Annotated in this window: 22 protein-coding genes; 7 read left to right on the top strand and 15 right to left on the bottom strand. The window is 67.6% G+C overall.

Annotated features, from left to right (window positions below):
• Nucleotides 1–26: 26 nt before the first annotated feature.
• From HWX09_RS21115 to HWX09_RS21105, 3 genes are all read right to left on the bottom strand, one after another.
• Complete coding sequence (locus HWX09_RS21115; RefSeq protein WP_027785276.1) at nt 27–1,388, bottom strand: D-tagatose-bisphosphate aldolase, class II, non-catalytic subunit; 1,362 nt, start codon at nt 1,386–1,388, stop codon at nt 27–29.
• The gene (locus HWX09_RS21110; RefSeq protein ID WP_027785277.1) at nt 1,376–2,332 is read right to left on the bottom strand and encodes a sugar kinase; all 957 of its coding nucleotides are present in this window, start codon (nt 2,330–2,332) and stop codon (nt 1,376–1,378) included. Before HWX09_RS21110 ends, HWX09_RS21115 begins: the two co-directional genes overlap by 13 nt.
• Before the next feature lie 72 nt (nt 2,333–2,404).
• The gene (locus HWX09_RS21105; RefSeq protein ID WP_027785278.1) at nt 2,405–3,181 is read right to left on the bottom strand and encodes an L-iditol 2-dehydrogenase; all 777 of its coding nucleotides are present in this window, start codon (nt 3,179–3,181) and stop codon (nt 2,405–2,407) included.
• A gap of 338 nt (nt 3,182–3,519) precedes the next feature.
• On the opposite strand from HWX09_RS21105, the gene HWX09_RS21100 reads away from it, so the two are divergent.
• The 4 genes from HWX09_RS21100 to HWX09_RS21085 are packed head-to-tail and all read left to right on the top strand — an operon-like array spanning nt 3,520 to nt 6,628.
• On the top strand, nt 3,520–3,981 hold the full coding sequence (locus tag HWX09_RS21100; protein WP_027785279.1) for a Fur family transcriptional regulator: 462 nt from the start codon (nt 3,520–3,522) through the stop codon (nt 3,979–3,981).
• A 46-nt stretch (nt 3,982–4,027) separates the two neighbouring features.
• On the top strand, nt 4,028–4,945 hold the full coding sequence (locus tag HWX09_RS21095) for a metal ABC transporter solute-binding protein (protein WP_027785280.1): 918 nt from the start codon (nt 4,028–4,030) through the stop codon (nt 4,943–4,945).
• Between the two features lie 17 nt (nt 4,946–4,962).
• Nucleotides 4,963–5,853, top strand: a complete 891-nt coding sequence (locus HWX09_RS21090) for an ABC transporter ATP-binding protein (protein WP_027785281.1) — start codon at nt 4,963–4,965, stop codon at nt 5,851–5,853.
• On the top strand, nt 5,846–6,628 hold the full coding sequence (locus HWX09_RS21085) for a metal ABC transporter permease (protein ID WP_027785282.1): 783 nt from the start codon (nt 5,846–5,848) through the stop codon (nt 6,626–6,628). The genes HWX09_RS21090 and HWX09_RS21085 overlap by 8 nt, the downstream gene beginning before the upstream one ends.
• Before the next feature lie 24 nt (nt 6,629–6,652).
• Here the strand turns inward: HWX09_RS21085 and HWX09_RS21080 are convergent, their stop codons facing one another.
• The 5 genes from HWX09_RS21080 to HWX09_RS21060 all read right to left on the bottom strand — a co-directional run bounded on the left by HWX09_RS21080 (nt 6,653) and on the right by HWX09_RS21060 (nt 11,461).
• Nucleotides 6,653–6,949 (bottom strand): hypothetical protein, encoded by a 297-nt coding sequence (locus HWX09_RS21080; RefSeq protein WP_155257376.1) that lies wholly within the window; start codon nt 6,947–6,949, stop codon nt 6,653–6,655.
• A gap of 17 nt (nt 6,950–6,966) precedes the next feature.
• Nucleotides 6,967–7,626 (bottom strand): hypothetical protein, encoded by a 660-nt coding sequence (locus tag HWX09_RS21075; RefSeq protein WP_027785283.1) that lies wholly within the window; start codon nt 7,624–7,626, stop codon nt 6,967–6,969.
• A 198-nt stretch (nt 7,627–7,824) separates the two neighbouring features.
• Entirely contained in the window at nt 7,825–8,673 is an 849-nt protein-coding gene (gene fghA, locus HWX09_RS21070) for an S-formylglutathione hydrolase (protein ID WP_027785284.1), read from the bottom strand.
• A gap of 16 nt (nt 8,674–8,689) precedes the next feature.
• Nucleotides 8,690–9,796 carry an S-(hydroxymethyl)glutathione dehydrogenase/class III alcohol dehydrogenase gene (locus HWX09_RS21065; protein WP_027785285.1) on the bottom strand — a complete coding sequence of 369 codons (1,107 nt, stop codon included), beginning with the start codon at nt 9,794–9,796 and terminating at the stop codon, nt 8,690–8,692.
• A 213-nt stretch (nt 9,797–10,009) separates the two neighbouring features.
• Entirely contained in the window at nt 10,010–11,461 is a 1,452-nt protein-coding gene (locus HWX09_RS21060; protein WP_027785286.1) for an FGGY family carbohydrate kinase, read from the bottom strand.
• A gap of 439 nt (nt 11,462–11,900) precedes the next feature.
• On the opposite strand from HWX09_RS21060, the gene HWX09_RS21055 reads away from it, so the two are divergent.
• The gene (locus HWX09_RS21055; RefSeq protein WP_027785287.1) at nt 11,901–13,277 is read left to right on the top strand and encodes a nucleobase:cation symporter-2 family protein; all 1,377 of its coding nucleotides are present in this window, start codon (nt 11,901–11,903) and stop codon (nt 13,275–13,277) included.
• A 402-nt stretch (nt 13,278–13,679) separates the two neighbouring features.
• Here the strand turns inward: HWX09_RS21055 and HWX09_RS21050 are convergent, their stop codons facing one another.
• Genes HWX09_RS21050 through HWX09_RS21040 form a run of 3 tightly spaced genes read right to left on the bottom strand, consistent with a single transcriptional unit; the run spans nt 13,680 to nt 19,693 of the window.
• Complete coding sequence (locus HWX09_RS21050; RefSeq protein WP_027785288.1) at nt 13,680–15,203, bottom strand: efflux transporter outer membrane subunit; 1,524 nt, start codon at nt 15,201–15,203, stop codon at nt 13,680–13,682.
• Nucleotides 15,203–18,403: an efflux RND transporter permease BpeB gene (gene bpeB / locus HWX09_RS21045; protein WP_027785289.1), complete on the bottom strand. Its 3,201-nt coding sequence runs from the start codon at nt 18,401–18,403 to the stop codon at nt 15,203–15,205. The genes HWX09_RS21050 and bpeB overlap by 1 nt, the downstream gene beginning before the upstream one ends.
• A gap of 15 nt (nt 18,404–18,418) precedes the next feature.
• Nucleotides 18,419–19,693 carry an efflux RND transporter periplasmic adaptor subunit gene (locus HWX09_RS21040; RefSeq protein ID WP_027785290.1) on the bottom strand — a complete coding sequence of 425 codons (1,275 nt, stop codon included), beginning with the start codon at nt 19,691–19,693 and terminating at the stop codon, nt 18,419–18,421.
• Between the two features lie 400 nt (nt 19,694–20,093).
• Here HWX09_RS21040 and HWX09_RS21035 point away from each other — a divergent pair, with 400 nt between their 5' ends.
• Nucleotides 20,094–20,735: a TetR family transcriptional regulator gene (locus HWX09_RS21035; protein ID WP_027785291.1), complete on the top strand. Its 642-nt coding sequence runs from the start codon at nt 20,094–20,096 to the stop codon at nt 20,733–20,735.
• A 37-nt stretch (nt 20,736–20,772) separates the two neighbouring features.
• Here the strand turns inward: HWX09_RS21035 and HWX09_RS21030 are convergent, their stop codons facing one another.
• Nucleotides 20,773–21,441 (bottom strand): cysteine hydrolase family protein, encoded by a 669-nt coding sequence (locus tag HWX09_RS21030; RefSeq protein ID WP_027785292.1) that lies wholly within the window; start codon nt 21,439–21,441, stop codon nt 20,773–20,775.
• Nucleotides 21,442–21,593: 152 nt separating this feature from the next.
• Between HWX09_RS21030 and HWX09_RS21025 the strand changes: the two genes are divergently transcribed.
• Nucleotides 21,594–22,610, top strand: a complete 1,017-nt coding sequence (locus HWX09_RS21025) for a helix-turn-helix domain-containing protein (RefSeq protein WP_027785293.1) — start codon at nt 21,594–21,596, stop codon at nt 22,608–22,610.
• A 51-nt stretch (nt 22,611–22,661) separates the two neighbouring features.
• Here HWX09_RS21025 and HWX09_RS21020 read toward each other — a convergent pair whose 3' ends face one another.
• The 3 genes from HWX09_RS21020 to HWX09_RS21010 all read right to left on the bottom strand — a co-directional run bounded on the left by HWX09_RS21020 (nt 22,662) and on the right by HWX09_RS21010 (nt 24,325).
• Nucleotides 22,662–23,369, bottom strand: coding sequence for an SRPBCC domain-containing protein (locus HWX09_RS21020; RefSeq protein ID WP_027785294.1), 708 nt, complete (start codon nt 23,367–23,369; stop codon nt 22,662–22,664).
• Nucleotides 23,370–23,397: 28 nt separating this feature from the next.
• Nucleotides 23,398–23,757: a DUF427 domain-containing protein gene (locus HWX09_RS21015; RefSeq protein WP_027785295.1), complete on the bottom strand. Its 360-nt coding sequence runs from the start codon at nt 23,755–23,757 to the stop codon at nt 23,398–23,400.
• A gap of 130 nt (nt 23,758–23,887) precedes the next feature.
• Nucleotides 23,888–24,325, bottom strand: coding sequence for a carboxypeptidase-like regulatory domain-containing protein (locus tag HWX09_RS21010; protein WP_027785296.1), 438 nt, complete (start codon nt 24,323–24,325; stop codon nt 23,888–23,890).
• Nucleotides 24,326–24,359 lie beyond the last annotated feature (34 nt).

Here is a 24,359-nt window from a genome sequence, read left to right as displayed (position 1 = left end):
TGTTGCGTCGTTTCCTTCGCGGCCCGTCACGCCGGCCGCTGCATGCCGCACGCGCGCGCATAGTGCGCGATCACGTCGCGTATCCGATGGCGCACCCATGCGCGCGGTTCCCTTGCGAGGCCGCCCGCGCGGCACGCCGCGTACACGTCCGGCAGCCATTGCGCGACGAGCGTCTCCGGCACCGGCTGCCGCGCGAGGTTGGAAAACAGTTGCTCGACCGCGGCCGCGACGGCCGGCTGCAGCCAGTAATAGCGGATGCGGTCGCTGTAGCTGAACTGGCGCGCGAGCCGCTGCTCGGTCTCGTCGCCGCGGTAGTACGGCGCCCAGTGCTCGGGCTGCGCGCGCATCGCCGCGTCGACCACCTCGCGCAACCGCGAGCGTTGCGCGACGTCGTCGATCAGCGCGTCCTCGATGAACGTCAGCGCGAACAGCGCCTCGCGCAGCGCGAACGTCAGCGCGGGGCCGACCTTCAACACCGCGAAGTGGTCGCGCACGAGCGCGGCAAGCGCGGCTTCGGTCTGGTAATCGGTCGAATGCGCTTCGAACACGAGGCGCGGTGTCTGCAGGATACTCGCGCCCAATGACGCCGCCTTGGCGCTGTCGTAGTCGAGCACGTGGCGATCGTCGAAGTCGACGCCCGGCTGCGCGACGATCGCGACGACGCGCGTCCACGCGTCGTCGAGCCCGGCCGCCGAGAACGCGCGGCGGTGCGCGTCGAGCGTCGCCGCGATGCTGTCGCCGCGCGTGACCGCGATTTGCGCGATCGCGTCGTTGCTTGCCTCGCCTGCATCGCCGCTGACTTCGCCGCCCGGCGTCGGCACCTCGGTGCCGATCACGTAGACGGGCGCGACGCCGGCACGCGCCGCCGCGTCTTCCGCCACGCGGCACAGCTCGGCCGCGCGCGCGGCGATCGTGCGATCGTCGAGCCGCGCCGGATCGTCCGCGCACGCCATGCTCGCATCGAGGTGAATCTTTTCGAATCCGGCTTCGACATACGCGGCGACCATCGCACCGGCCTCGCGCATCGCGTCGGCCGCGCGGCGGTGCCGCCACGGGTTCGGGCCGAGATGATCGCCGCCGAGCACGAGCGCCGACGGCGCGAGCCCGCAGCGCGCGGCGATCGCATCGACGTCGCGGCGAAAATCGGCCGGCGTCATGCCCGTATAGCCGCCGAGATGATTCACTTGATTGCAGGTCGCCTCGATCAGCAGCGGCGAGCCGTCCGTGCGCGCGGCTTCGCACGCGGCCTCCAGCACGAGCCGGTGCGCGCTGCAGATCGAATAGATGCCGCGCTGCGCGTCCGCGCGGTTCGCGTCGAAAATCATCCGCAGCACGGTGTCCGCGTGCGCGGTGCGCGTGCGCTCGGCAACGGTCGTCAGGCCGGACATGCGATACCTCGTTCGGTCAGGAAACGGTCGATCTCGGCCGCGCTGCTGTTGCCTTCCATCGGGCCGCGCCGCGTGACCGCGATCGCGCCGGCCGCGTTCGCGCGGCGCAGCGCGACCTCGATCGGCACGCCCGCGACGAGGCTCGCGACCAGCGTGCCGCCGAAGCAGTCGCCGGCGCCGGTCGGATCGAGTTCGTCGACCGGAAAAGCCGATGCCTCGACGCGGCTCGCGCGGTCGAACGCGATACTGCCTTCGGCGCCGCGCTTCAGCACGACGCGCTCGAGCAGCGGATGCGTCGCGAGCAGGCCCGCGATCGCGCGCTCGGCCGGCTGCGGCCCGCAGAAGAACGGCAGGTCGGCTTCGCTCGGCAGGAACAGGTGGCACGCGGCGAGCATCTCGTCGAGTGCCGCGCGCATCGGTCGAAAACTCAGCATCTCGGGCCGCACGTTCGGATCGAACGACACCTTCGCGCCGGCGCGCGCGGCCTCGATCACCCCGCGCTGCACCGCCGCGATCGCCGATTCGCTCGTCAGCGACGAGCCCATCACGTGGAAATAGCGGCAGCCGTCGAACATCGCGGCGTCGACGTCGGACGCATCGACGCACGCGGCCGCACTGGTCGACAACGTGAAGACGAAGCTGCGCGAGCCGTCGTCGCGATACGCGACGAACGCGGTGCCGGTCGGACGTGCGACGCGGCGGATGCGCGCGACGTCGACGCCGTCGCGGGCGAGCCGCGCGACGATCGCGTCGCCGAACGCGTCGCGGCCGACGCAGCCCGCATACGCGACGCGCGCGCCGAGCCGGGCGGCCTGATCGGCGAAGATCGCGGGCGCACCGCTCGGGAACGGTCCGGCGAACAGGCCCGGCGTATCGAAGCCCTGGCCGCGCTCGGCGGCGACGAATTCGGCCAGCAGTTCGCCGGCGACGACGATCTCGGCCATCAGGCGTGCCCTCGTGCGGCGGCGGCCGCGTTCAGCGAATCCACCTGGGTTGCGCGTGCGAGCGGCGGCATGTCAGCTCATCCAGTTGCCGCCGTCGACGTTCAGCGTCTGGGCGGTGATGTAGTCGGCGTCGGCCGACGCGAGGAACAGCGCGGCGCCCGTCAGGTCGCCCGGCACGCCCATGCGGCCGAGCGGCACGGCTTCGCCCACGAGCCGCTTCTTCTCGCCGAGCGGCCGGTTCTCGTAACGCGCGAACAGCGCGTCGACCTGCTCCCACATCGGCGTGTCGACCACGCCCGGCGCGATGCCGTTCACGTTGATCCGGTGCGGCGCGAGCGCGAGCGCGGCCGACTGCGTATAGCTGATCACCGCGGCCTTGGTCGCGCAGTAGTGCGAAACGAGTGCCTCGCCGCGACGGCCGGCCTGCGACGACATATTGACGATCTTGCCGCCGCGCCCCTGCTCGACCATCCGCTGAGCGACGGCCTGCATCAGGAAGAACAGCCCTTTGACGTTGACCGAGAACAGCCGGTCGAACACGTCCCACGATTCGTCGAGGATCGGGCGCATGTCGAACAGCGCCGCGTTGTTGAACAGGATGTCGACGCCGCCGAAGCGCTCGATCGCCGTCGCGACGATCCGCTCGATGTCGTCGCGGCGCGTGACGTCGGCCGTGACCGCCACCACGCGGCCGGGGTTCGCCTCGATCAGCCGCGCGAGCGAGCCGCCTGCCGGCTTCAGGTCGACGAGCACGCAGCGCGCGCCCTCGTCCAGATAGCGTTGCGCGACCGCCTCGCCGATGCCGCTTGCGGCGCCCGTCAGGATCGCGACCTTGTCTTCCAGTCTCACTGCCTGTCTCCGGTTCGTTCTGCTGCTCGACGGTCGCGAAGTGAGCGAACGCTCTCCGACCGATCAATTGCTCTGTTAGTGATCGAATGATCGGATACGCGATACGCGCTGTCAAGACGACGCGACGGCTTTCTATGACGCGCTGCGGCACGGCTGTGCACGACGCCGCCCCGCCGGCCCCGCACGGCAACGCGCGCGGCCCACGGTGCGGCGCGGTGGAATCAACGGTGAAGGGGACGGAGCGAAGGCGGGAAACGGGGGAAACGGAATTCGCGCTGCACGGCGCGGCGATACGTTATATCATCGCGATACTGTGTTTCATCGCCCTGCTTCACGCCATGGCTACCTCATCGTCCATTGACGCCCGGCTGTCCCGGGCCGACGCATTCGCCGCCGAGCACGGGCTCGCGTGGACGCCGCTGCGCCGCCAGGTCTACGAACGCGTGCTGGCCGCGCAGCGCCCGATCGGCGCGTACGACCTGCTCGCGGAACTCGAACCGCAGCGCGGCCGCGTGCCGCCGACGACCGTCTATCGCGCGCTGGATTTCCTCGTCGAGCACGGCTTCATCCACCGGATCGAATCGAAGAACGCGTTCTTCGCCTGCTGCGAGATCGGCGTGCCGCACGAAGGCCAGTTCCTGATCTGCGATGCGTGCGGCGACACCGTCGAGATTCCCGGCGGCGATCTCGCGAAGCAGCTGTCCGCGAGCGGGCCCGCACACGGTTTCGAAGTCCACCACCAGGTCGTCGAGTTGAGCGGCTTGTGCGGGCACTGCAAGCGCAAGCCCGCCCAGCGCTGACGCCGAATCGCGCGGCGTACGCGCCGCCCTTCCAACGAGGAGTTCCATGTCCATTGCCCTGAAGCGCGCGTCGCGGCGTGCCCTGTCGCCTGTCCGCTGGTTGGCCGCCGCCGCCGCCGTCGCCGCACTGTCGTTCGCCGCGCCCTCGTTCGCGCAGGCCGCGACCGTCGACGTCGTCGCCGCGGAGAATTTCTACGGCGACGTCGCGTCGCAAATCGGCGGCCGCCATGTCGCGGTCACGAGCATCCTCAGCAATCCCGATCAGGATCCGCACCTGTTCGAAGCGAGCCCGAAGACGGCCCGCGCGCTCCAGCACGCGCAGGTCGTGATCTACAACGGCGCCAACTACGATCCGTGGATGGGCAAGCTGCTCGGCGCATCGAAGCAGGCAAAGCGCGCGACGATCGTCGTCGCCGAGCTGGTCGGCAAGAAGGCCGGCGACAACCCGCACCTGTGGTACGACCCGGCGACGATGCCGGCCGCCGCACGCGCGATCGCGGCCGAGCTCGGCCGCGCCGACCCGGCGAACAAGGCCGAGTACGATGCGAACCTGCGGAAGTTCGTCGCGTCGCTGAAGCCCGTCGACGACAAGGTCGCCGCGCTGCGCGCGAAGTACAAGGGCGTGCCCGTGACGGCCACCGAGCCCGTGTTCGGCTATATGTCGGACGCGATCGGCCTCGACATGCGCAACCAGCGCTTCCAGCTCGCGACGATGAACGACACGGAGGCGAGTGCGCAGGACGTCGCCGCGTTCGAGGGCGATCTGCGCAAGAAGCAGGTGCGCGCGCTGATCTACAACAGCCAGGCCGAGGAACCGATGACCAAGCGCATGCTGAAAATCGCGCGCGACGGCGGCGTGCCGACCGTCAGCGTCACCGAGACGCAGCCGGCCGGCCAGACTTTCCAGCAATGGATGATCGGCCAGCTCGACGCGCTCGGCAATGCGCTTTCAGCCGGCAAGTAATAGATGACCGTAACGCCATGACCGCCACTCCTCACGCGCTCGCCGTCGATCGCGTCACGCTCGAACTGGGCGGACGCACGATCCTGCGCGACGTCAGCTTCTCGATCGGGCCCGGCGAATTCGTCGGCGTGCTCGGGCCCAACGGCGCGGGCAAGACGACGCTGATGCGCGCGGTGCTCGGCCTCGTTCCCCTGTCGGCCGGCACGCTGTCGGTCGGCGGCGTGCCGGTCGTGCGCGGCAACGCGTCGATCGGCTACATGCCGCAGATCAGGAGCGGCCTCGCGAACCGCCGGATGCGCGGCTACGACTTCGTCGCGATGGCCGCCGACGGCCACCGCTGGGGCCTGCCGCATACGAACGCGGCCACGCGCCGCGACGTCGATCGCGTGCTCGACCTCGTCGGCGGCCCGTCGCTCGCGCGCCGCCCGCTGTCCGAGCTGTCGGGCGGCGAACGGCAGCGCCTGCTGCTTGCGCAATGCCTGCTCGGCAACCCGAAACTGCTGCTGCTCGACGAGCCGCTGATCAGCCTCGATCCGAACCATCAGCGCGGCGTCGTCGAACTCGTGCGCAACGTGCAGCGCGAACTCGGCATCACCGTGCTGTTCTCCGCGCACGAACTGAATCCGCTGCTGAACGCGCTCGACCGCGTGCTCTATCTCGGCAACGGCGTCGCGGCGCTCGGCACCGTCGACGAGGTGATCACGAAGCCCGTGCTGTCGCGGCTCTACGGATCGCCGATCGACGTGATGCGTGTGAACGGCAAGATCTTCGTGATGTCGGGCGACGTCGAGATCGAGAAGCACGACCACGAGCACGAGGACGACGACAGCCATTCGCACGGCGGTGGCGGCGGCCACGGCCATCACCACCACGGACACGCCCATCCCGGGCATTCGCACGATGTTTGAATACGACTTCATGATCAACGCCTTCGCGGCGTCGGGCATCGTCGCGGTGCTCGCGGGCATCGTCGGCTATTTCCTGGTGCTGCGCGGGCAGACCTTCGCCGGCCACGCGCTGTCGCACGTCGGCTTCACCGGCGCGACGGGCGCGGTGCTGCTCGGCATCTCGCCGATCTGGGGGATGGTCGGCTTCACGCTCGCGGCCGGGATCGGGATGGGCGCGCTCGGCGAACGGCTCGCGGGCCGCGACGTCGCGATCGGCGTGATCCTGTCGGGCGCGCTCGGCTGCGGCCTGCTGTTCCTGCACTTCTACACGTCGTTCGCGACGCAGGTCACCGCGCTGCTGTTCGGCAACGTGCTCGCGGTCAGTCACGACACGCTGGCGGTGCTCGCCGGCATCGGCGCGGTGAGCCTCGCCGCGCTCGCGCTGATCGCGCGGCCGCTGTTGTTCGCATCGCTGCAGCCCGAGCTGGCCGAAGCCAAGGGCGTGTCGCTGCGCACGGTGTCGATGCTGTTCCTCGCGGTGTGCGCGCTCGCGGTGGCCGCGGCGACGCAGATCGTCGGCGTGCTGCTCGTGTTCACGCTGCTGGTCGGGCCGGCGGCGGCCGCGCAGAACGTGTCGACGCGACTGTCGACGGGCGTGCTGCTCGCCGCGCTGTTCGCGCTGTTCGAGGCGTGGGCCGGCATCGTGCTCGCGTATCACACCGACTGGCCGACGAGCTTCTGGATCACCGCGCTGTCGGCGCTCGTGTATGGCGCGAGCCTGTTGCGCAGGGCATGATGACCTGCATGCCAGCGGATAGCGTTACACGATCGTTCTCCATGCGCACACACCCGTGGCCGCGAGGATCAGGAACCCGATCCACGGTTTGGCACCCGTGGCCCCGGACCTCGCGAGCAACACGATCTGTGTGATCGCAACGAACATGAGCAACGCATAGCTGACCAGCGTAGGGTCGCCAGCTTCATCCTTGATCGCGTCGATCGCGACGGACGGATCCATTTCATGCATCCACGCATATTTGTTCCCGGTGATCGCGATAACGACGAACAATCCGATGACACATGCGACATGAATGATGAAGCGAAGGAGACGAGTCATGTTTGCATCCTGATGCATTACCGCATGAGCCGAGCAAAGCGCGGCCAATGCGTAACGATGAAGTTACCGTAGCTGGTATTTTGTCTTACTTGCTCGAGAGACAACCCACTTCCTCGGTTGTAGCGAGCGCCGATTATCCGAATTTGCTCCATCAAAAACGGATATCGGAATCCATCGCGCTTCGCCAATTGGGCCACGTGACGCGCAACCACATCGATATTAAAAATATCGCGTTGAAGGCAATGGGCCAAACTCCGGAATTGCGACGCTGACATTTGCGACGGATCCATTCCGAGTGTTTGTGCTGCCGTGCGAAGCTGCATGCTCACCGGGCCGAACGATGTCATCGCTGGATGACGTGTCAGCGTCAGATGCCTGTCGACAAACGGCGGACCACTCCAGTCAAACGTACGCACTTCAAATGCAACGCGATCGATGAATTCAGGGTCGCCGCCGACCTCGATCCAACATACGCCCGCGAGCAATTCCCGGGGTAGACGGTTTCGCCCCGCTGCTGCCCCGATATGCGACTTGTTGTGCATGACCCACGCATCCTTGAACGCCTGGATGTATTTGATGCCGCCATTCCATCGCTCGGGCACAAGTTTCCACGCAAACAGATTGATCACCCCCCAGTTCGGGGAGTTGTTCGACAGCTCGCAAATCATGTCGCCCATTCAGGTCAAAGCCTCGCTCGAACAAATTTCACCACGATTAAATCGTCGATCATTATTCGGCGAATCGATTTGGTATCCTATAGAACGAGTACGAATTTGCGGCAGCGAGTGATTTTCCCGGGCGTGCCCCCGGATGCGTATCGAAGAATGACAGCCACGTCGCCCATTGGAGCGCGGCGACGTGGCGTCAGAGACGGTTCATCGTGCCAGCACGCGCGCGTGATGCGCGAGGTGATCGGCGACGAACGTCGAGATGAAGTAGTAGCCGTGGTCGTAGCCCGGATGGCGGCGCAGCGTCAGCGGCTGGCCGGCCTTCGCGCAGGCGGCTTCGAACACGTCGGGGTTCAGCTGGTTCGCGAGGAACTGATCGGCCAGCCCCTGATCGACGAGAATGCCTTCCGCGAACTTCGGTGCATCCGCGTGCGCGACGAGTTCGCTGGCGTCGTGCTGCTTCCACGCGTCGCGATCGGCGCCGAGATAACCGGAGAACGCCTTCTCGCCCCACGGGCAGCGCGTCGGCGCGGCGATCGGCGCGAACGCCGACACCGACCGGTAAAGCCCCGGATGGCGCAACGCGAGCGTCAGCGCCCCGTGCCCGCCCATCGAGTGGCCGAAGATGCCGAGCCGCGCGCCCTCGATCGGCAGCTCGGCCGCGACGAGCTCGCGCAGTTCGCCCGTCACGTACGACTCCATCCGGTAATGCGTCGACCACGGCGCTTCGGTCGCATCGACGTAGAAACCCGCGCCGACGCCGAAGTCCCACGCGTCGGTCTCGCCCGGCACGCCCGCGCCGCGCGGGCTCGTATCCGGCATCACGAGCGCGATGCCGTGCTGCGCCGCGTATTGCTGCGCGCCGGCCTTGATCGCGAACGTCTCGTCGGTGCACGTGAGCCCCGCGAGATAGAACAGCGCCGGCACGCGCGCGTGCGCGGCCTGCGGCGGCAGGTACACCGAAAACTTCATCGGCAGGCCGATGGCTGCCGAATCGTGACGGTAGAAACGCTGCTCGCCGCCGTGGCACGCATGCGAGGAAACGAGTTCGAGCATGGCGGTGCGCTCCCGGTCAGTACAGCACGACCGAGCGGATCGACTCGCCGGCCTTCATCAGGTCGAAGCCTTCGTTGATCCGCTCGAGCGGCAGCGTGTGCGTGATCAGGTCGTCGATGTTGAGCTTGCCTTCCATGTACCAGTCGACGATCTTCGGCACGTCGGTGCGGCCGCGCGCGCCGCCGAACGCCGAACCCTTCCACTCGCGGCCCGTCACGAGTTGGAACGGACGCGTGCTGATTTCCTCGCCGGCCGCGGCCACGCCGATGATGAACGACTGGCCCCAGCCCTTGTGCGTGCATTCGAGCGCCTGGCGCATCAGCTTCACGTTGCCCACGCATTCGAACGAGTAATCGGCGCCGCCGTCGGTCAACTGCACGATGTGGTCGACGACGTTCTCGACTTCGTTCGGGTTGATGAAGTGCGTCATCCCGAACTTCTTCGCGAGCTCGACGCGCTTCGGGTTGATGTCGACGCCGATGATCTTGTCAGCGCCGACCATCTTCGCGCCCTGGATCACGTTCAGGCCGATCCCGCCGAGGCCGAACACGACGACGTTCGCACCGGCCTCGACCTTCGCCGAGTACACGACCGCGCCGACGCCCGTCGTCACGCCGCAGCCGATGTAGCAGATCTTGTCGAACGGCGCGTCCTCGCGCACCTTCGCGACCGCGATCTCCGGCACGACGATGTAGTTCGAGAACGTCGACGTGCCCATGTAGTGGAACAGCGGCTTGCCGTCGAGCGAGAAACGCGACGTCGCGTCGGGCATCAGGCCCTTGCCCTGCGTCGCGCGGATCTTCTGACACAGGTTGGTCTTGCGCGACAGGCAGAACTTGCACTCGCGGCATTCGGGCGTGTAGAGCGGAATCACGTGGTCGCCCTTCCTCACGGTGCCGACGCCGGGGCCGACGTCGACCACCACGCCCGCGCCTTCATGGCCGAGGATCGCCGGGAAGATCCCTTCCGGATCGGCGCCCGACAGCGTGTAGTAGTCGGTGTGGCAGATGCCCGTCGCCTTCACTTCGATCAGCACTTCGCCGGCGCGCGGCCCTTCGAGATCGACTTCCTCGATCGTCAGCGGCGCACCCGCCTTCCATGCAATCGCGGCTTTCGTTTTCATCGTGTCACTCCTGTGTGTCTGTGAGATCGGCCCGGGCCGGCGTGCGGCGCCTGCCGGGGTGTCATGCAAAGCGGTCGAAGCCGTGCCGCGCGGCACGGCGCAAGAATCTCGTGCTCGCCATGATGGCCGCTCCCGCCGCGCATCGCGTGCGCGAAACGGTCGCCGGCTTGCCAGGATGCGTCATCGCTGACGCAAAAGAACAAATGTCCGAGTTTAAACGCCCGTCGTGAACCATGCATCCGTGCGCGCGTACAGATCGACGAAGCGCGCGTGGCGTGCAGCAAGCAGGCGATCGTCCTGCGGCGCGGCAACCGGCGACGCGCTCGGCGCCAGCGCGCGCAACGCATCCTCGCGCCAATGCCCGATCGCGACGCCCGCGAGCAGCGCGGCGCCGCGCGTCGCGGCGTTCGGGCAATCGATCGCCTGCAGCGACGCGCCGAGCGCATCCGCGAGCAACTGGCGCCAGCGCGGATCGACCGAGCCGCCGCCGGCGAGGCGCAGCGTCGTCACCGCGTCGCCGCGATCGGCGTCGCGGATCGCATCGAGCCCCGCGCGCAACGCGAACGCGACGCCTTCGAACGCGGCGCGCATCATCGCGCCGCGCGTGTCGCCCAGCCCGAGGCCAAGCCAGCCGCCGCGCGCATCGGGGTTCATCCACGGCGAACGCTCGCCGGTCAGGTACGGCAGGAAGCACAGCCGTTCGGACGCCGGCTGCGCGAACGCGTCGTCATACGCATCGGCCCATCGCGCGTAGCCGAGCCAGCCGCGCACGGCTTCGAGCGCGAGCCCGACGTTCTGCATCGCCGCCATCGTGTAATAGCCGCCGCCGGCCGCCGCACGATAGCGGTGCAAGCCGCGCCGCGCGGGCGGCAACGCATCCGCGAGGACGACGATCTGCCCGCCGCTGCCGGTCGTCAGCAGCGCATCGCCCGCCTCGGCCAGCCCGCTGCCGAGCGCCGCGCACGCGGTATCGGCCGCGCCCGTCGCGAGCGGCACGCCGGCCGGCAGGCCGAGCGCGGCGGCGGGCTGCGCGCCGAGCACGCCGCCGCGCGCCGTGGACGCACGAACCGGCGCGAAGCGGTCGGCCGGCAGGCCGAGCGCGTCGATCAACGCGATATCCCACGCGCCGTCGGGCGTCGCGAGCGCGGTTGCGCACGCGTCGCTCGGATCGGCCGCCACGTCGCCGCCGAGCGCGATGCGCAGCCAGTCCTTCGGCTGCACGGCCCAGCGCGCGGCACGCAGCGCATCGGGTTCGTGCGTGGCCAGCCAGCGCAACAGCGGGCCCGCCATGCCGGGCGCGACGGGATTCGGTGCGACGGGCAATCCGGCCGCCGGCCAGCCGGCCGCATCCGCCTCGCGCGCCGCGCGCGTGTCGGGCCACAGCAGCGCGGGCCGCACCGGCTGGCCGGCCGCGTCGATCAGCACGACGCCATGCATCTGGCCCGAGAAGCCGATCGCCGCCACCCGCGCACGCTCGTCGGCCGGCAGCCGCGCGGCCGCGCGCATGAGTGCCTGCCACCAGGTGGCGGGCGCGATTTCCGCCCAGCCGGGCTGCGGCGACGACAACCCGTAAGGTTCGCTCGCAACCGCCCGCTCGACGCCGTCGGCATCGAGCGTGACGAGTTTGACGGAGCCGGTGCCGAGGTCGATTCCGAGCAGGCGCATGACGTGAAGAGGATTCGTATGAACGGATATCGATGATAACGGGATCGCGACGTGCGCCCCGGTTTTGGCCACCGCTTCGACGCATCGAACGTGCGGTCGGGTCGCCGCGTTCCACCGGGCCGCACCTTGCGCGCGAAAGCGGCCGTTCGCGGGTTAACCCGGCACGATTTCCGCACCCCGCTTTTTGCCACTATGCGGCCCGCCCGATACACACCATAAAAGGACCCATATTTGACATGGGGGCCGGCGCTATTTTGAAGCGCTATAAAACCGGTACACCTCACTCCTGCGGCAGTTTCCCGATGATCGAGCCCCTGCTCCATGCCGAAGCGGCATATCGAACCAGCAAAGAGCGGAATAGAACCCAGTGCTCTTGTTGCATGGATTCATTCCGAATAACTTCGTATCACCCCGAAAACAAGATCATGGAGTGAGACAGATGCAATCGAACACGGTCCATCCGTGCGATGAGGTGCTGCCGACCGGCAAGCTGGTAACGCTTGGCCTGCAGCACGTCCTCGTCATGTACGCCGGCGCCGTCGCCGTGCCGCTTATCGTCGGCGCGGCGCTCAAGCTGCCGAAAGACCAGATCGCGTTCCTGATCAGCGCCGATCTGTTTTCGTGTGGCATCGCCACGCTGATCCAGACGCTCGGCCTGTGGATCTTCGGGATCCGCCTGCCCGTCATCATGGGCTGCACGTTCGCGGCGGTCGGCCCGATGATCGCGATCGGCACGAACCCCGGCCTCGGCATTCTCGACATCTTCGGCTCGACCATCGCCGCCGGCATCATCGGCATCGTGCTCGCGCCGATGATCGGCAAGCTGTTGCGGTTCTTCCCGCCCGTGGTCGTCGGCACGGTGATCGCCGTGATCGGGCTGTCGCTGATGGAAGTGGGCATCAACTGGGCGGCCGGCGGCGTCGGCAACCCCGAGTACGGCAGCCCGGTCTATCTCGGCCTGTCGCTGCTCGTGCTCACGCTGATCCTGCTGATCAACAAGTTCGGCCGCGGCTTCATCGCGAACATCTCGGTGCTGCTCGGCATCGTCGCCGGCTTCGTGATCGCGTTCGCGATCGGCCGCGTGAACACCGACGGCGTGTCGCATGCGCCGTGGGTCGGCTTCGTGATGCCGTTCCACTTCGGCCTGCCGCACTTCGATCCGCTGTCGATCGTGACCATGGTCACGGTGATGTTCGTCACGTTCATCGAATCGACCGGCATGTTCCTCGCGGTCGGCGACATGGTCGATCGCCCGGTCAACCAGGAGCGCCTCGTGCGCGGCCTGCGCGTCGACGGCCTCGGCACGCTGATCGGCGGCATCTTCAACTCGTTCCCGCATACGTCGTTCTCGCAGAACGTCGGCCTGATCGGCGTGACGGGCGTGAAGAGCCGCTTCGTGTGTGCGACGGGCGGCGTGATCCTCGTGCTGCTCGGCCTGTTCCCGAAGATGGCGCAGGTCGTCGCGTCGGTGCCACCGTTCGTGCTCGGCGGCGCAGGCATCGTGATGTTCGGGATGGTCGCCGCGAACGGCATCAAGGTGCTGTCGAAGGCCGACTTCGTGAGCAACTCGCACAACCTGTTCATCGTCGCCGTGAGCGTCGGCATGGGCCTCGTGCCGGTCGTGTCGCCGCACTTCTTCTCGAAGCTGCCGCCGGCGCTCGCGCCGATCCTGCACAGCGGCATCCTGCTCGCATCGGCGACGGCCGTGATCCTGAACATCGTGTTCAACGGCGTGAAAGGCGAAAAGGATGCACGCTGCGAGATTCGGCGCGCCGGGCACGACTTCGATGGGCGTCCGGTCGACGTGCACCACTGATCGCGCCGCGCCGGACGACGGCGCACGGCGGTAAGGAAAAACGCCACGGCATGCCGTGGCGTTTTGCTTGGCGGGCCGCGGATTAGGCGGGGCTGGCGCGATCGATAGAGGATGAGGAACGCGCTGGCAGGCGGCAGAATGGCCACGGATGCCGGTTGGCCGATTGGCCGAGCGGGCCGGCGTGACCGGAATCAGCGGAATCACCTGCGTCACCCGCGTCACCGCAGTCACCCGAGTCCGATGCAGGCATCGTCACGGCAACGATCCCTGCCCCATGCGATGCGACCACCCAAAAAAGAAACGCCACGGACTTGCATCCGTGGCGTTTTCGTTTCCGCGTATCGCCGGTTATAGCCGGCTCGATGAACAGGAGCGGCTGCCCGCCCCCGCCCTCCGTCGCGCTTACCCGTTCGTCGCGGTTGCCGACGCAGGCGCCGGAGCGGCCGCCTTGTCGTAGTCGACCGGTGCATCCGGCGCGCGCGGCGCTTCGCCTGCGCGCTGGATCCAGCCGCCTCCCAGTGCACGGTACAGGTCGACCAGGTTCGTCCAGCGCGCCAGGCGCGCGCTGATCAGCGACTGCTGCGCCGAGTACAGATCCGTCTGCGCGGTCAGCACCGACAGGTAGCTGTCGACACCGTTCTTGTAACGCAGGTCCGACAAGTCGAAGCGGCGCTGCTGCGCGTGCTCGTTGCGCTCCAGCGCCGCGATCTGCTGGTCGTACGTGCCGCGTGCGGCGAGGCCGTCCGACACTTCGCGGAACGCCGACTGGATCGCCTTCTCGTAGTTCGCGATCTCGATGCGCTTCTGCACGTGCGCGAGATCGAGATTGGCGATGTTCTGCCCACCTTCGAAGATCGGCAGCGCGATGTTCGGCGCGAACGACCACGCCGCCGTGCCGGCCTTGAACAGGCCGCCGAGCGTCGGGCTCGCGGTGCCGAATGCCGCGGTCAACGAGATCTTCGGGAAGAACGCCGCGCGGGCCGCGCCGATGTTCGCGTTCGCGGCCAGCAGCGTCTGCTCGGCCTGCATCACGTCAGGACGACGCGCGAGCAGATCCGACGGCAGGCCAGGCGGCACGTCCGTCAGCAGGTTCTGCGCATCGAGCGGCATGCCCGGCGGCAGATCGTCCGGCAGCGGCTCGCCGATCAGCAGCACCAGCGCGTTCAGCGCCTGCGCGCGGGCACGGGCCTGTGCCTGCTGGTTCGCGAGCGCCGTCTCGACCACCGTCTGCGCCTGACGCAGCTCGAGCTCGGAGCCCGTGCCGTTGTCGAACTGCAGCTTGGTCAGGTCGTACGACGCCTGTGCGGATTTCAGCGTGTCTTCCGTGACCTTCAGCAGATCGTCGGTCGACAGTAGCGTCAGGTATTGATCCGCCACCTGCGACACCAGCGAGATCTCCGACGCCTGCCGCGCGTACGACGTCGACAGGTACTGCGCGAGCGCCTGATCCTTCAGGCTCTGCACGCGGCCGAACAGGTCGAGTTCCCACGATGCCGAAAGCCCGACGTTGTAGACGCGCGAGATCAGCGGCCGGCCAGTCTGCGACACACCGGCCGGATAGCGCTGAATATTCCCCGTGCCCGTACCGTCGAGCGTCGGGAACAGCCCCGCGCGCGTGATCTGGTACTGCGCGCGCGCCGCCTCGATGTTCAGCACCGACACGCGCAGGTCGCGGTTGTTCTTCAGCGCGATCTCGATCAGCCGCTGCAGGCGCGGATCGACGAAGAACTCGCGCCAGCCGATGGCGGTCGCCGCCTGGCCATTCGCGCTGCGCGCGCCGGCCGCGCCCGGCTGCGTCGCGTAGACGCCGCCGGCCGGGTACGCCTGCGCGACGGGTGCGTCGGGCCGCTTGTAATGCGGCGCCATCGTGCAGCCCGTGGCAAAGAGCGCGACTGCGATTGCAGTCAAAGCGTGTTTTTGCATCATCACTGTCCCTTGTTGCCTTCGTCGCCGTTGCCCGGCGTCTCTTCGTGGTGCGAGTGCGCCTGAGCCAGGCGCAGCGCCTCGTCGACGTCTTCCTTCTCGCCGCTGAAGATCGCACGGATCTTCACGAAGAACATCGGGATCATGAAGATCGCGAGGAACGTCGCCGTGATCATCCCGCCGATCACGCCCGTACCGATCGCGTGCTGGCTTGCCGAACCCGCGCCGTTGCTGATCGCGAGCGGCATCACGCCGAGAATGAACGCGAGCGACGTCATCAGGATCGGACGCAGCCGCAGGCGCGCTGCTTCCAGCGCGGCCTCGATCGGCCCCATCTTCTCCGTCAGCTGCAGTTCGCGCGCGAACTCGACGATCAGAATCGCGTTCTTCGCGGACAAGCCCACGGTGGTCAGCAGGCCGACCTGGAAGAACACGTCGTTCTCGAGGCCGCGCATCGTCGCCGCAAGCAGTGCGCCGATCACGCCGAGCGGCACCACCATGATCACCGAGAACGGGATCGACCAGCTTTCATACAGCGCCGCGAGACACAGGAACACGACGAGGATCGAGATCGCGTACAGGATCGGCGCCTGCGAGCCGGACTGGATTTCCTGGAACGACAGGCCGGTCCACGAATAGCCGATACCGACCGGCAGCTTCTTCGCGAGCCCTTCCATCGCGGTCATCGCCTGACCGGTCGACTTGCCCGGTGCGGCCTGACCCTGGATTTCCATCGCCGACACGCCGTTGTAGCGCTCGAGCTTCGGCGAACCGTACGTCCAGTGACCGGTCGCGAACGCGCTGAACGGCACCATCCCGCCCGACCCGTTGCGCACGTACCAGATGTTCATGTCTTCCGGCGTCATCCGGAACGGCGCGTCGGCCTGCACGTACACCTTCTTGATCCGGCCGTCGGTGTCGAGGAAGTTGTTCACGTACTTCGACGCCCACGCGATCGAGAACGTCTGGTCGATCGCATCCGCCGTCACGCCCAGTGCATTCGCCTTCTCGCGGTCGATGTCGACCTTGTACTGCGGCGTATCGTTCAGGCCGTTCGGACGGACACCCTGCAGCGTCGGATCCTTCGAAGCCATCCCGAGCAGCTGGTTACGTGCGGCCATCAGCGCGTCGTGGCCAAGACCGGCGTTGTCCGTCAGCTCGAAGTCGAAGCCGGCGGCCGTGCCGAGTTCGGGAATCGACGGCGGGTTGAACGGGATCACGAGCGCGTCCTTGTAGCCCGCGTAGCGCCCGAACATCCGGCCGATCAACGCCTGCACCTTCTGGTTCGCATGCTGGCGCTGCGAGTAGTCCCGCAGGCGCACGAACACGAGACCCGAGTTCTGGCCGCGGCCCGCGAAGCTGAAGCCGTTGACCGTGAACGCCGATTCGACGATTTCCTTCTCGTCCTTCAGCAGGTAGTCGGAAATGTTCGCGAGCGTCTTCGCGGTCGTTTCCTGCGTCGAACCCGACGGCGTCTGCACGATCACGAACATCAGGCCCTGGTCTTCATCGGGCAGGAACGACTTCGGCAGGCGCACGAACAGCAGCCCGACCGCGACGATCACGACCAGATAGATGATGAGCCAGCGGCCCGAGCGCTTGATCACGTGGTGCACGCCGACGTGGTACTTGTCGCGGCTGTTGTTGAACGTGCGGTTGAACCAGCCGAAGAAGCCCTTCTTCTCTTCGTGATGTCCCTTCTCGATCGGCTTCAGGATCGTCGCGCACAGGGCCGGCGTCAGAATCAACGCGACCAGCACCGACAGCACCATCGCCGACACGATCGTCAGCGAGAACTGACGATAGATCGCGCCGACCGAGCCGCCGGAGAACGCCACCGGCACGAACACCGCCGACAGCACGAGCGCCACGCCGACGAGTGCGCCGGTAATCTGGCCCATCGCCTTGCGGGTCGCCTCCTTCGGCGACAGTCCCTCCTCCGCCATCACGCGCTCGACGTTCTCGACCACCACGATCGCATCGTCGACCAGCAGGCCGATCGCGAGCACGAGGCCGAACATCGACAGCGTGTTGATCGAGAAGCCCACCAGCGACATGATCGCGAACGTGCCGAGCAGCACGACCGGCACCGCGATCGTCGGGATGATCGTCGCCCGCAGGTTCTGCAGGAACAGATACATCACGAGGAACACGAGCACGATACCTTCGAGCAGCGTCTTGACCACTTCCTCGATCGACAGCTTCACGAACGGCGTCGTGTCGTACGGGTACTTCACGACGAGGCCGTGCGGGAAGAACGGTGCGAGCTCGTCGATCTTCGCGCGCACGGCCTTCGCGGTCGCGAGCGCGTTCGCGTTGGTCGCGAGCTGGATACCGAGTGCCGCGGTCGGCTGACCGTTGTACTTCGTGTCGAAGTTGTAGTTTTCGCCGCCGAGGCCGATCTGCGCGACGTCCTTCAGGCGAACCTGCGAGCCGTCCTGGTTGACCTTCAGCAGGATGTTGCCGAACTGCTCGGGCGTCTGCAGCAGCGTCGATTCGGTGATCGTCGCCTGCAGCACGGTGCCCGGCTTCGCCGGCGTGCCGCCGATCTGGCCGCCCGCGATCTGCACGTTCTGCGCGGTGATCGCGGAGCTGACGTCGACCGGCGTGAGGCCGTAGTTGGTCAGGCGGTTCGGGTCGAGCCAGATCCGCATCGCGTACTGCGAGCCGAACAGCGTGACGGTACCGACGCCGTTCAACCGGCTGATCGGGTCCTTCACGTGCGACGCCACGAAGTTCGCGAGGTCGTACTTGTTCATGCTGCCGTCTTCGGAGTTGAAGGCGAGCACCAGCAGGAAGCTGCTGCTCGACTTCGTGACCGACAGACCGAGTTGCTGCACGACCTGCGGCAGAACCGGCGTCGCGAGCGACAGCTTGTTCTGCACCTGCACCTGCGCGATATCGGCGTTGGTGCCCGGCGCGAAGGTCAGCGTGATCGTTGCGTTGCCCGAGTCGTCACTCGTCGACGACATGTACAGGAAGTTGTCGAGACCGCTCATCTGCTGCTCGATCACCTGCGTCACCGTGTCTTCCACCGTCTTCGCGGAAGCGCCCGGGTAGTTCGCGGTGATCTGGATAGATGGCGGCGCGATCGTCGGATACTGCGAGATCGGCAGCGTGAAGATCGCCGCAACCCCGGCCAGCATCAGGATGATGGCGATCACCCACGCGAAGATCGGGCGATCGATAAAAAACTTTGCCATGAAACAGGCTCCCTGTTATTTCGCGCTCGAAGCAGCGGCAGCACTCGCGGGCGCGGCGCCCGATGCGGCGGCACCGGAAGCGGCGGCGGTGCCGGACCCGGCGGCGGCCGGCGCGGCGGGGGCAGCAGTACCCGAGGCGGCATCGGCCGCCGGAGCGAGCTGCGCGGGGACCGACTTCACGGTCGCGCCCGGGCGCACCTTGTCGACGCCTTGCACGATCACGTGATCGCCCGCCTGCAGACCGCCTTCGACGATCCAGTTCGGGCCTTGCATGCCGGTGGTCTTCAGCGGACGCGGCTCGACCTTGTTGCTGGCGTTCACCACCATCGCGACCGCCTGGCCCTTCTGGTCATGCGTGACGCCGATCTGCGGCACCAGGAACGCGTTCTCGTTCACGCCTTCCTCGATCCGTGCGCGCACGAACATCCCCGGCAACAGCACGCGGCCCGGGTTCGGGAAGACCGCGCGGATCGTCACCGAGCCGGTGGTCTGGTCGACCGTCACGTCCGAGAACTGCAGCTTGCCCGACTCCGAGTAGGTCTTGCCGTCTTCCAGGATCAGCGACACCTTCGCCGCGCCCGGGCCGCTCGTCTTCAGACGGCCGCTCTGCACGTCCTGACGCAGCTTCAGCCCTTCGAGGCTCGACTGCGTGAGGTCGACGTACACCGGGTCGAGTTGCTGCACCGTCGACATCAGCGTCGCCTGGCTCGCCTGCACGTATGCGCCCGGCGTCACCTGCGAGATGCCGACGCGGCCGCTGATCGGCGACACGACATCCGTGTAGCCGAGGTTGATCTGCGCGGTGTCGACCGCCGCCTTGCCGGCCGCGACGTCCGCCGCGGCCTGACCCTGCGTGGCGACCGCGTTGTCGTAGTCCTGCTTGCTGACCGCGTTCGCGGCGACCAGCACCTTGTAGCGCGCGACCAGCGCGTTCTGCGTGACGAGGTTCGCCTGCGCCTTCGCGAGCGTCGCCTTCGCGCTGTTCAGCGCGGCGATGTACGGCGCCGGATCGATCTTGTAGAGGCGCTGGCCGGCCTTGACGTCGGTGCCTTCGGTGAATTCACGGCGCAGCACGATGCCGTCGACCCGTGCGCGCACTTGCGCGACGAGGAAAGCACTGGTGCGGCCCGGCAGGTCGGTGAAGACCGGTACGGATTGCGGTTGGACGGTGACGACGCCGACTTCCGGCGTTTGCGGCGGCGGTGCCGATTCTTTTTTGCCGCACGCGGCCAGGAAAACGGCGGCCGTCGCGACAGTGATTAAGCGGTATGGAACCCGTTCGACGCGCATGGAGCGACCTCTGTGTATAACCAATGGAATAAGTGCCGCGCCCGACCGGAGCGCAACACGGATGCGCCTCGCGGCGCAGATCGAACACCTGAATTACTGGACTGCTAGATACAGCACGTCGGCACGAGACCTCCGTGCCGACGGGGATGCCGCGTACTGCGGACTGGTACTAGGGCGGGAATCAGCAGAGTGGGATATTAACTGATTGCCACTTGGGTCATTCGATCGTAGGGTGGTATTGTATATACATTCACGAATGTATGTAAAAAGCCCGTTTGTACTCCGCCGGCTGCCCAGTCTTACAGATTGTTACGACCAGCAAGCATAGCCCGTCTCCATGACGGCGACGAGGGGTTGCGGACCCTATATTCACCGACGATCGATCCAATCAGGCCTGCATATGGTCAGACGTACCAAGGAGGAGGCGCTCGAGACGCGCAATCGCATTCTCGACGCCGCCGAACACGTGTTCTTCGAGAAAGGCGTATCGCATACGTCGCTCGCGGACATCGCCCAGCACGCCGGCGTGACGCGCGGCGCGATCTATTGGCATTTCGCGAACAAGAGCGAACTCTTCGATGCGATGTTCGACCGCGTGTTCCTGCCGATCGACGAACTGAAGCGGATGCCGCCCGACGCGCCGGGCGGCAATCCGCTCGAGAAGGTGCGTCAGATCCTGATCTGGTGCCTGCTCGGCGTGCAGCGCGACCCGCAGCTGCGGCGCGTGTTCAGCATCCTGTTCATGAAGTGCGAGTACGTCGCGGACATGGAGCCGCTGCTGCAACGCAATCGCGCGGGAATGAGCGAGGCGCTGCACATGATCGACGCCGATCTCGCGGTGGCCGTGGGGCTCAAGCTGTTGCCCGAGCGGCTCGATACGTGGCGCGCGACGCTGATGCTGCACACGCTCGTCAGCGGGTTCGTGCGCGACATGCTGATGCTGCCCGACGAGATCGACGCCGAGCAGCATGCGGAAAAGCTCGTCGACGGCTGCTTCGACATGCTGCGCTACAGCCCGGCGATGCTGAAGGATCCCGACTGACCGCGCGGCGCATGGCGCGCACGGTTGCCGCGCCGGGTCAGGCCGCCTTCGCGCGATGCGCGCGAGCCCGCCGGTTCGACGCGGCCACCGAATCGCACGAAGGCATCGGCGCGCCGGCCAGTCCCGCGATCCACGCGTCGGTCGACATCACGGCCGCGAAATTCGACTGAAACACCACCGCATACGCGCGGTGAATCTCCTCGGCGCTCGCCGCGCCCGCTTCGTTCTCGTACGGCAGCGCGCCCGTCGCGTCGTCCAGGTACTCGACCTTCAGCCCCGCATGCGCCGCGTGATAGACCGTCGACGCATTGCAGTTGTGCGTCATGTAGCCGGCCACCGCGAGCGTGTCGATGCCGTGCGCATCGAGCCACGCGGCGAGATCGGTGCCGGCGAACGAGCTGGCCTGCGCCTTCTCGATACGATACGCGTACGGCCGGCTGGCCACCACCGCGTGCAGCGCGACGCCGTCGGTGCCGGGCGCGAAGATCGGCGCACCGGCCGGCGCGACGTGCTGCACCACGATCACCGGCACGCCGGCCGCGTGCGCGGCGTCGATCGCGCGGCCGATGTTCGCGAGCGACACGTCGAGCGGCGGGTATTCGATCGGCAGGTTGCCCGTCACGTATTCGTTCTGCACGTCGATCACGATCAGCGCGCGGCGGGCAGCGGAAAGGGAGGAAGCGGAATGCGGGACGGCGTTCGACATGGTGGGCTCCTTGGCCGGAGGCGCTGCCCCGCCCCGGGGCGGGACGGCCAGCAGTGCGATGCGATGCATTGTCGAGCCGCGTGGCCGGTGCCGATAGTGGCCCGATAGCCATTCTTCGATAAAATCGGGCCATCGCCTTTCCGGAGCCCGCCATGCTCGCCGCCGCGCCGCCCGTTCCATCCGCCTCATCCATTCCGACCGTCGTCGCCGTGATCGCGTACGACGGCATCAGCCCGTTCCACCTGTCGGTGCCGTCGGTCGTATTCGGCAAGGAGCGCGACGCGGCCGCGTCTCCCGCGTTCGAGTTCCGCGTCTGCTCGGCCGAGCGCGGCCCGCTCGCGACGACGGGCGGCTTCACGATCACCGCGCCGCACGGGCTCGGCGCGCTCGACGATGCGGACATCGTCATCGTGCCGTCCTGGCGCGACCCGGACGAAGCGCCGCCCGACGCGCTGCTCGATGCCGTGCGCGCGGTTGCCGCGCGCGGCGCCGAACTCGTCGGCCTGTGTCTCGGCGCTTACGTGCTCGCCGCGGCCGGCCTGCTCGACGGCCGCCCGGCCACCACGCACTGGGCGTGGGCCGACGATTTCGCACGGCGCTTTCCGCGCGTGAAACTCGATCCCGACGTGCTGTACGTCGACGACGGCAACCTGATGACGTCGGCCGGCACGGCCGCGGGGCTCGACTGCTGCCTGCACGTCGTGCGGCGACGCTTCGGCTCGGACGCCGCGAACCGGATCGCGCGCCGCCTCGTGATCCCGCCGCACCGCCAGGGCGGCCAGGCCCAGTACGTGCCGCAGCCGGTCGCCGCGCATCCGCGCGATGCGCGGCTCGCGGGCCTGCTCGACTGGGTGCGCGCCCACCTCGACGCCGCGCACAGCGTCGATTCGCTCGCCGAACGCGTGCTGATGAGCCGGCGCACGTTCACGCGCCACTTCCGCCAGGCGACGGGCACGACCGTCACCGCGTGGCTGCAGGCCGAACGGCTCGCGCGCGCCCAGCATCTGCTGGAAACCACCGGACAATCGATCGACGCGATCGCGCAGGCGGCCGGCTATGGCTCGAGCGTGTCGTTGCGCCAGCATTTCGCGGGCGCGCTCGGCACGTCGCCGTCTGCGTATCGAAGGGAATTTCGCGGCGCCGAAGCCGGCGCCGGCGCGGGACGGTGACGCCCGCTGCCCGGGCGGCGGGCAGGCCGTGACGCGGAACCGGGCGGCTGATCAGCCGCCGTTGAACCAGCGTGCCGCGTAAAGCAGCAGCGCGACGAACACGATCATCGCCGCCCACGCCCACACGGGCACCGTGCCGGAATCGCGATGCCGGAGCGCGCTCGCCGCACGCCCGCTCAGCGCGCCGCCGAGATGCGGCGGCAGCGAGCGCTTCGTCGCGGCCACCAGCGATGCCGGCCGCAAAAATACGTGCTGGCGTCGCTGCGCAGGGGCGCTCGCGCGATTCGGCGCGAGACCGTGCTTCGCCTGCACGACCGCGCAGAACTCGCGAAAGAACGTGTCGGTCCATTCGCGCAGCGCATTGTCGATCTGCCGCCCCGGCAGTTCGGCGAGCGGCCCGCTCGCCGTCGCCCACACCACGTACTCGATTCGCGTGGCGCTCGCATCGTCGACCGGCACCAGCACGAGTTCGACCTGGCCGCGCAGCGCGCCGAGGCCGTCGGCCCGCGCCTTGAAGTTGAGCACGCGGCGCGGCTGCCCTTCCGCGTCGCCCTGCTCGGCGGCCGCATGCGCGCGCACGTCGTAGCGGGCGCGCAGCGGGCCGAGCGGCACCGTGATCGTCAGCGCGAACTCGCCGTGTGCGAGTTTCACGAACGATTCGCAATGATCGAAGCTCGCCCGCAACAGCGCGAGATCCTCCAGCGCATCCCGCACGACAGGCGGCGCGAGCGGTACGCGTAACGTGTCGTTCAGTTCCATGACGCCTCCCCGATGAACGCGCGCCGCATCAGGACGTCTCGACGAGACTGTCGACCCGTGCGACATCGAAGGCGACGTAGTGCGCGAGCACGGCCGCCGCCTCCTTCGGTTCTTCGTAACTCCATGCGGCGTTCTCGATCATGCCGTCTTCCGTCTGCAAGTCGAAATGCACGGCTTGCCCCCTGAACGGGCAGACCGTCGTGACGCCGGATTTCACGAGCCGGCGCATGTTGACGTCGCCGCGCGGCAGGTAATGGATGTCCGGGAGCCCCGCTTCGCGCACGGTCAGCGCGCCGTGCGAATCGGCATAGGTGATGCCGCGATGAATCACGCGCACGCGATGACGGTTCGGCACGATTTCGAGTCGAGGGTCGGCTGCATCGGACATCGTTTCTCCTTCGGGCGGCCTCCAGGCCGGGGCAGGAAACGAAAAAAGCCACGGCACGCATGCCGTGGCTTTCATTATGGGCGAAACTTCGTCCGATTGCGCGCCCGGGGCCCGGGCCGCGCGCGGCGGGCTACTGCGCACTCCACTGGAACGCGGCTTTCGCGCCGCCCTTCGCGCCGACCGTGACGGCACGCGATTCGTCGCTGCCCTGGTACGACGCGTGCACCGTATAGCGCCCCGGCGGCAGCTTCACCAGCATGTACGGCCCGCGCGCGTCGGTCGCCAGCACCTCGGTGCCCTTGCCGTCGACGATCCGGACATGGACGTCGGCCAGGAACTCGCCGCCCTTGCCGGTGAAGCGCAGCGCCAGCGGCCATGACGCCTCGTTACTCTGGAATGCCGTCGACTGGTCCTTGCCGATACCGCCCGACACGTAGCTGACATCGCCTTGCTGGCTCGCGGCGGGCAGGCCGTCCGACTGCGCGTACGCGGCGGTCGCCCCCGCCGCGAGGCCGGCGGTCAGCGCCGCGGCGACGGCAAATCGGGACACGTTGCGTAGATATTGCATGGCTCTCTCCTTGGGGTCGGAACACATACGGGGC

This window comes from Burkholderia sp. BCC1208 (assembly GCF_902833095.1).
Classification (GTDB): Bacteria; Pseudomonadota; Gammaproteobacteria; order Burkholderiales; family Burkholderiaceae; genus Burkholderia.
Note: the sequence above shows the minus strand (reverse complement) of the source record. Positions and strands in the feature narration are given on the sequence as shown.

Bases quoted from the DNA above. Each gene is read 5' to 3' on its own strand.
- HWX09_RS21115 (WP_027785276.1), bottom strand. From the start codon at position 1,388: ATGTCCGGCCTGACGACCGTTGCCGAGCGCACGCGCACCGCGCACGCG.
- HWX09_RS21110 (WP_027785277.1), bottom strand. From the start codon at position 2,332: ATGGCCGAGATCGTCGTCGCCGGCGAACTGCTGGCCGAATTCGTCGCC.
- HWX09_RS21100 (WP_027785279.1), top strand. From the start codon at position 3,520: ATGGCTACCTCATCGTCCATTGACGCCCGGCTGTCCCGGGCCGACGCA.
- HWX09_RS21095 (WP_027785280.1), top strand. From the start codon at position 4,028: ATGTCCATTGCCCTGAAGCGCGCGTCGCGGCGTGCCCTGTCGCCTGTC.
- HWX09_RS21090 (WP_027785281.1), top strand. From the start codon at position 4,963: ATGACCGCCACTCCTCACGCGCTCGCCGTCGATCGCGTCACGCTCGAA.
- HWX09_RS21085 (WP_027785282.1), top strand. From the start codon at position 5,846: ATGTTTGAATACGACTTCATGATCAACGCCTTCGCGGCGTCGGGCATC.
- HWX09_RS21080 (WP_155257376.1), bottom strand. From the start codon at position 6,949: ATGACTCGTCTCCTTCGCTTCATCATTCATGTCGCATGTGTCATCGGA.
- HWX09_RS21075 (WP_027785283.1), bottom strand. From the start codon at position 7,626: ATGGGCGACATGATTTGCGAGCTGTCGAACAACTCCCCGAACTGGGGG.
- fghA (WP_027785284.1), bottom strand. From the start codon at position 8,673: ATGCTCGAACTCGTTTCCTCGCATGCGTGCCACGGCGGCGAGCAGCGT.
- HWX09_RS21065 (WP_027785285.1), bottom strand. From the start codon at position 9,796: ATGAAAACGAAAGCCGCGATTGCATGGAAGGCGGGTGCGCCGCTGACG.
- HWX09_RS21060 (WP_027785286.1), bottom strand. From the start codon at position 11,461: ATGCGCCTGCTCGGAATCGACCTCGGCACCGGCTCCGTCAAACTCGTC.
- HWX09_RS21055 (WP_027785287.1), top strand. From the start codon at position 11,901: ATGCAATCGAACACGGTCCATCCGTGCGATGAGGTGCTGCCGACCGGC.
- HWX09_RS21050 (WP_027785288.1), bottom strand. From the start codon at position 15,203: ATGATGCAAAAACACGCTTTGACTGCAATCGCAGTCGCGCTCTTTGCC.
- bpeB (WP_027785289.1), bottom strand. From the start codon at position 18,403: ATGGCAAAGTTTTTTATCGATCGCCCGATCTTCGCGTGGGTGATCGCC.
- HWX09_RS21040 (WP_027785290.1), bottom strand. From the start codon at position 19,693: ATGCGCGTCGAACGGGTTCCATACCGCTTAATCACTGTCGCGACGGCC.
- HWX09_RS21035 (WP_027785291.1), top strand. From the start codon at position 20,094: ATGGTCAGACGTACCAAGGAGGAGGCGCTCGAGACGCGCAATCGCATT.
- HWX09_RS21030 (WP_027785292.1), bottom strand. From the start codon at position 21,441: ATGTCGAACGCCGTCCCGCATTCCGCTTCCTCCCTTTCCGCTGCCCGC.
- HWX09_RS21025 (WP_027785293.1), top strand. From the start codon at position 21,594: ATGCTCGCCGCCGCGCCGCCCGTTCCATCCGCCTCATCCATTCCGACC.
- HWX09_RS21020 (WP_027785294.1), bottom strand. From the start codon at position 23,369: ATGGAACTGAACGACACGTTACGCGTACCGCTCGCGCCGCCTGTCGTG.
- HWX09_RS21015 (WP_027785295.1), bottom strand. From the start codon at position 23,757: ATGTCCGATGCAGCCGACCCTCGACTCGAAATCGTGCCGAACCGTCAT.
- HWX09_RS21010 (WP_027785296.1), bottom strand. From the start codon at position 24,325: ATGCAATATCTACGCAACGTGTCCCGATTTGCCGTCGCCGCGGCGCTG.